This window comes from uncultured Aurantimicrobium sp. (assembly GCF_936931525.1).
Taxonomy (GTDB): Bacteria; Actinomycetota; Actinomycetes; order Actinomycetales; family Microbacteriaceae; genus Aurantimicrobium.
In genome coordinates this window covers 1-5,997 of record NZ_CAKZII010000126.1, presented here as the reverse complement: position 1 = coordinate 5,997, position 5,997 = coordinate 1, and the positions used below count along the sequence as shown (strand labels likewise).

Here is a 5,997-nt window from a genome sequence, read left to right as displayed (position 1 = left end):
ACAGCGAAGTCAGTCATTTCGGCCAAACCACGGGTGATGATTGAGGCCTTGGTGTTGTCGCCATAGCCCACACCATCCACGATTCCCACGGCAACAGCGATGAGGTTCTTGAGCACACCACCGAACTCGGTGCCGGGAACATCGGTGTTGACGAAGCAACGGAAGTAACGGTTCGAGACTGTCAAAGCAACCTGGCTTGCAGTTTCCAAGCTCTGGCTGGAGATCACTGCAGCGGTGGGCTGCTCTTTTGCAATTTCAAGTGCCAAGTTAGGGCCAGAAGCAACCGCAACCATGTCCGGGCTGATAGGAAGTTCTTCGGCAATGACCTCGCTCATGCGCAGGCCTGTCTTGCGCTCCACACCCTTCATGAGGGAGATGACGATCTGATCGTCGCGGAGTAGAGGTGCGAGTTGAACCAGGTTCTCACGCAGGGTTTGGCTGGGAACACAGAGGTAAACCTGCTCAGCGTTCTTCACTGCAGCTGCCATCGAGCTGGTGGCAACCAAGTTCAGAGGCAGACGAATACCGCGGAGGTAATCACTGTTGCGGTGAGTTTCGTTGATGTCTTGAGCAAGGTCATCGCGACGTGCCCAGAGCATGACGTCGTTGCCGCCGTCGGCCAAAATCTTGGCAAAGGTGGTTCCCCAGCTACCGGCGCCGAGGACAGCAACCTTGCGTGCAGGTGGAGCTACTGGCTTCTTACTCAAAACCGCCCCGTCTCGCTCTGGTTGTGTTCGGCAGGGTTCCAGCGGGTTGCCGGAGCCTTCTCACCACGCAAGTCTTCCAGCAAAGCAGTGATGGCGTCCATCACCTTGGTGGTTGCAGCGGTCAGAGTCTTATTATCCAAGGGTTTGCCTGCGAACTCGCTGAGGTCGACCGGATCTCCCACTTTCACGTCCACGGTGTGACGAGGAAAAACGTTCAGTTTCTTGGAATAACGCGCCATCAGGTTCTGAGTTCCCCAATGCGCAACAGGGACAACAGGAATACCGAGCTCCAGTGCCAGTCGCACTGCACCACTCTTGCCTCGCATAGGCCAGATATCTGGGTCGCGGGTCAGCGATCCCTCGGGATACACAATCAACGCTCGTTCTTTGGTCACGAGTTCTTTTGCGGCCATCAAGGCGTCTGAACTTCGAGTGGAACCACCGCGTTCTACCGGAATCTGTCCCGACTTACGCAAAATCCATCCCACAACAGGAACCCTGAGGATGCTGGCTTTCGCCATAAAGCGAGGTAAGCGACCCAGGTACCAGGTGGCAACTCCAATGACGACAGGGTCAATGTTGGAGTAGTGGTTGGGGGTGATGATGACAGCCCCGGTTTGTGGCATCTTTTCCCGGTCGTGGAAGCGATACTTCACCATGAGCCCCATCAAGGGCAGGGCGATAGCGCCTAACAACCAAAAGATTGATGGCTTACTGCGTTCACTCACGAGGAGTTACTCGCCCTCAATTACAAAGTCGGCGCCGAGCTGGCGCAGCTTGGTAATGAAGTCACCATATCCGCGGCTAATGATGCCCACGTTGCTGACCCGAGACGTTCCCTTGGCCGTCAAGGCAGCAATGAGGTGGCTGAAGCCACCACGGAGGTCGGGAACCTCAATGTCTGCACCGTGAAGCTCTGTGGGACCAGAAATGACTGCGGAGTGCAAGAAGTTACGCTGGCCGAAACGGCACGGGTGACCACCGAGGCATTCGCTGTGAAGCTGAATGTTGGCGCCCATCTTGATAAGAGCATCAACAAAGCCAAAGCGCTGTTCATAGACGGTCTCGTGAACAATCGAGACACCTTGTGCCTTGGTGAGAGCAATCACGAGAGGCTGCTGCCAGTCGGTCATGAAGCCGGGGTGCACATCGGTCTCAATCACTACAGGTTTGAGCTCTCCACCGGGGTGGAAGAAGCGGATACCGTCATCGTGGATCTCGAACGCGCCACCAACCTTGCGGAAGATATTGAGGAAGGTGAGCATCTCTGCCTGCTGAGCACCGCCGACGAAGATATCTCCGCCGGTTGCCAGAGCAGCAGAAGCCCAGCTTGCTGCTTCGTTGCGGTCGAACAGTGCGCGGTGGGTGTAACCCTCGAGTTTGTCCACGCCTTCAATACGAATGACGCGGTCGGTGTCAACCGAGATGATGGCACCCATCTTTTGCAAGATGTTGATGAGGTCCATGATCTCTGGCTCAATAGCTGCACCAGAAAGTTCCGTCTTTCCCTTGGCGCGCACGGCAGTCAGGAGAACCTGCTCTGTTGCTCCCACGCTGGGGTAAGGCAGAGAAATTTTGGTGCCGACCAGTCCTTCAGGCGCAGTCATGCGAATACCGGTGGGGAGCTTTTCAATGACAGCACCGAAGTTACCAAGAACTTCTAGGTGGTAGTCGATGGGACGGTCACCGATGCGGCAACCACCGAGGTCTGGGATGAATGCTTCACCCAGGCGGTGCAGAAGTGGACCACAGAAAAGAATAGGAATACGGCTCGAGCCAGCATGGGCATCAATATCCGTCATGTGTGCAGATTCAACACCGGCAGGATCAAGCTTGAGAGTTCCGGCAGCAACATCATGCTGAACCTTCACACCGTGAACTTCAAGCAGTCCCTTGACCACGCGAACATCACTGATGTCAGGCACATCACGCAGTTCGCTGGGGCTTTCGCCGAGGAGTGCAGCAACCATGGCCTTGGTGACCAAGTTTTTAGCGCCCTTGACTTCAATACGACCAGACAGTGGGTGGCCACCATTGATGGTGATGGTGTCTCCGGAGAGGCCTACGCGCGCGCCAGCGGCGCGGGCGTCGTTTGCAACGGTGTTCATGCATGCCTCACAGGAAGGGTCTTGGGGCGCCAGCCTTCACGCTTCGCTTCGAAGTCGGTGATGGCCTGCTCGTTACGCAAGGTTAGCGCGATGTCATCGAGTCCTTCGAGCAAACGCCAGCGAATGTAGTCATCGACTTCAAAGGGAACAACCAGGTCGCCCAGGGTTGCCTTCTTCTCAACGAGGTCCACGGTGAGTTCAACTCCAGGCTGGGCCTCAAGTGCCGCCCACAGCTTTTCGCAATCTGCCTCGGAGATGACACCAGTAAGCAAGCCCTGCTTACCGGAGTTTCCGCGGAAAATGTCTGCGAACTTGGGAGCAAGAACAGCATCAAAACCGTAGTCGCGCAGAGCCCAGACAGCGTGCTCACGCGACGAGCCCGTGCCAAAGTCAGGACCGGCAACAAGAACGCGTGCACCTGAATACTCAGGCTGGTTCAAAATGAACTCAGGATCCTGACGCCAGTTAGCAAAGAGTGCGTCATCGAAACCGGTCTTTGTCACACGCTTGAGGAAAACAGCAGGAATGATCTGATCAGTGTCCACGCCGCTGCGACGCAGAGGAACACCAACTCCGGTGACGGAAGTGAATTTCTCCATGACTAGCCTTCCAAATCTGAGGGGCTTGAGAGCGTGCCGCGGATAGCGGTTGCTGCAGCGACCTGCGGAGAGACCAGGTGAGTGCGTCCACCCTTACCCTGACGGCCTTCAAAGTTACGGTTCGAGGTGGAAGCGCAACGCTCCCCCGGTGCGAGCTGGTCAGGGTTCATGCCCAAACACATCGAGCAGCCAGCAAAACGCCACTCAGCACCAAATGCCTCAATGATCTTGTCGAGGCCCTCAGCTTCTGCTTCGAGACGCACGCGTGCTGAACCAGGAACAACCATGACGCGAACGCCGTCGGCCTTCTTCTTGCCATCCACGATGGCAGCGAAGACGCGCAGGTCTTCAATACGACTGTTGGTGCAGGAACCCATGAACACCGCGTCCACAGGAACATCCTTGAGCTTGGTGCCAGGCTTCAGATCCATGTATTCGAGGGCACGTTCAGCAGCTGCACGCTCGTTAGGGTCAGAGAAGTCAGCAGGTGAAGGAACGACGTCGCTCAGTGACACACCTTGACCTGGGTTAGTGCCCCATGTCACGAAGGGTTCAAGTTCATTGGCGTCGAGGTTAACCTCGGCGTCGTAGGTTGCACCCTCGTCGGTGGGGAGAGTCTTCCAGTAGGCGACAGCCTCATCCCAGTCAGCACCAACGGGTGCGTGAGGACGGCCTTCGAGGTAGTCAAAAGTGGTCTGGTCGGGAGCGACCATACCCGCGCGGGCACCAGCTTCGATGGCCATGTTGCAGATGGTCATACGACCTTCCATGGACAGGGCGCGGATAGCAGAACCGCGGAATTCGAGAACGTATCCCTGACCACCGTTGGCACCGATCTTGGCAATCACAGCCAAGATGATGTCCTTGGCGGAAACGCCCGGCTTGAGGGTTCCCTCCACGTTGATCGCCATGGTCTTGAAAGCTTTGAGGGGCAACGTCTGCGTTGCCATGACGTGCTCTACTTCACTGGTACCAATACCAAAGGCCATCGCACCAAAAGCGCCATGGGTCGAGGTGTGTGAGTCACCACAGACCACGGTAATACCGGGCATAGTCAGACCCAGTTGTGGGCCGACAACGTGAACGATGCCCTGTTCTAGGTCACCGAGTGAGTGCAGGCGAACACCAAACTCTTCCGCGTTGTTGCGCAGGGTCTGAATCTGGACGCGGCTGGTCTCATCAGCGATGGGCTTGTCGATGGCCAGGGTGGGAGTGTTGTGGTCCTCAGTGGCGATGGTGAGGTCCAGGCGGCGGAGTGGGCGTCCGGCCTGGCGCAGACCATCAAATGCCTGTGGGCTGGTTACTTCGTGAACGAGGTGGAGGTCGATATAGATGAGATCGGGGGTGCCGTCTTCGCCTTTGACGACCAAGTGGTCGTCCCACACTTTTTCCGCAAGAGTTCTTGGTTTGTTCACCCTGTAATTCTACTTCGTGTGTGAAGTAGGTTCTGCAGAACGCATCTTGATCACGCTGGCAATCGTGGCCACGGCCATCGAGGCCACAATGACCAACAGTGAGGTGACCGTGCTGATTTCAGGTGCCCACTCAATGTGCTGACCACCATTGATGAAAGGCAGTTCGTTCTCGTGCATCGCGTGAAGTACCAATTTGACGCCGATAAAGCCCAGAATAAATGCGATTCCATACTTGAGGTATTCGAGCTTGTCGAGCAGGCCACCCAGCAGGAAGTAGAGCTGACGCAGACCCATCAGAGCGAAAATGTTGGCCGCGAAGACCAGGAACGGACTTGTTGTAATTCCGAAAATGGCCGGAATCGAATCAAAAGCAAAGATGACGTCGGTCACAGCGATGGTGATGAACACCACGAGCATGGGGGTGAACATCTTCTTACCGTTGTGAACGGTGCGGATCTTGGCCCCATCGAAATCTGGTGACATCGTGATGCGCTTGCGCAGGAAGCTAATCAGCTTGCCTTCAGTCTCTTCTTCGTCCTCATGTGAACGGAAGGCCTGGTGGTAGGCGGTGTAGAGCAGGAACGCGCCAAAGATGTAGAAGATCCAGGAGAAGTTCTCGATCAGGGCAGCGCCCAAAACGATGAAGATTCCGCGCAAAATCAGCGCCATGATGATGCCCACCATCAGCACTTCCTGCTGGTACTTTCGGGGCACTGCAAAGCGGCTCATGATGATGACAAAGACGAAGAGGTTATCAATGCTCAGGCTGTATTCAGTGAGCCAACCGGCATAGAACTGGCCTGCGTGTTCAATATCTCCGAGAGCTAGAATCGCGCCACCAAAGGCAACGGCGAGCAGCGCATAGAAGCCCACCCAGAGAGCAGATTCCTTCATGGAAGGGATGTGTGGACGCTTGAAAATAATCAAGAGATCGGCAACAAGAATCGCCGTCAAAATAACAAGCGAACCAATTTCAAACCACGCGGGGAGAGCACCATCCATAGTGCTTCAAGGCTACCGGTAAGAACGCTGAGAATTTCCTCAAAGAATAAGCAAAAACCCCCGCTAGAAGGCGAGGGTTTTTGTCGTTGGTGACCCCAACGGGATTCGAACCCGTGTTACCGGCGTGAGAGGCCAGCGTACTAGGCCGCTATACGATGGGGCCGTT

At 55.8% G+C, this 5,997-nt stretch carries 6 protein-coding genes and 1 tRNA gene; all 7 read right to left on the bottom strand.

Annotated features, from left to right (window positions below; genetic code table 11):
- Nucleotides 1-707: NAD(P)H-dependent glycerol-3-phosphate dehydrogenase (locus Q0362_RS05945; RefSeq protein WP_298121181.1), on the bottom strand; the 707-nt coding region annotated here is incomplete at its 3' end.
- Nucleotides 704-1,435, bottom strand: a complete 732-nt coding sequence (locus Q0362_RS05940; RefSeq protein ID WP_298121179.1) for a 1-acyl-sn-glycerol-3-phosphate acyltransferase — start codon at nt 1,433-1,435, stop codon at nt 704-706. The genes Q0362_RS05940 and Q0362_RS05945, both read right to left, overlap by 4 nt.
- Nucleotides 1,436-1,441: 6 nt before the next feature.
- Nucleotides 1,442-2,815 carry a UDP-N-acetylglucosamine 1-carboxyvinyltransferase gene (gene murA / locus Q0362_RS05935; RefSeq protein WP_298121176.1) on the bottom strand — a complete coding sequence of 458 codons (1,374 nt, stop codon included), beginning with the start codon at nt 2,813-2,815 and terminating at the stop codon, nt 1,442-1,444.
- Nucleotides 2,812-3,414 (bottom strand): 3-isopropylmalate dehydratase small subunit, encoded by a 603-nt coding sequence (gene leuD / locus Q0362_RS05930; RefSeq protein ID WP_298121174.1) that lies wholly within the window; start codon nt 3,412-3,414, stop codon nt 2,812-2,814. Before leuD ends, murA begins: the two co-directional genes overlap by 4 nt.
- Nucleotides 3,415-3,416: 2 nt before the next feature.
- The gene (gene leuC / locus Q0362_RS05925; RefSeq protein ID WP_298121172.1) at nt 3,417-4,829 is read right to left on the bottom strand and encodes a 3-isopropylmalate dehydratase large subunit; all 1,413 of its coding nucleotides are present in this window, start codon (nt 4,827-4,829) and stop codon (nt 3,417-3,419) included.
- A 9-nt stretch (nt 4,830-4,838) separates the two neighbouring features.
- Complete coding sequence (locus Q0362_RS05920; RefSeq protein ID WP_280794881.1) at nt 4,839-5,831, bottom strand: TerC family protein; 993 nt, start codon at nt 5,829-5,831, stop codon at nt 4,839-4,841.
- An 87-nt stretch (nt 5,832-5,918) separates the two neighbouring features.
- Nucleotides 5,919-5,994, bottom strand: a tRNA-Glu gene (locus tag Q0362_RS05915).
- Between the last annotated feature and the right edge of the window lie 3 nt (nt 5,995-5,997).

What these genes read in the sequence shown, in the direction of transcription:
- murA (WP_298121176.1), bottom strand. Translation starts at nt 2,815, where the DNA reads ATGAACACCGTTGCAAACGACGCCCGCGCCGCTGGCGCGCGCGTAGGC.
- leuD (WP_298121174.1), bottom strand. Translation starts at nt 3,414, where the DNA reads ATGGAGAAATTCACTTCCGTCACCGGAGTTGGTGTTCCTCTGCGTCGC.
- Q0362_RS05920 (WP_280794881.1), bottom strand. Translation starts at nt 5,831, where the DNA reads ATGGATGGTGCTCTCCCCGCGTGGTTTGAAATTGGTTCGCTTGTTATT.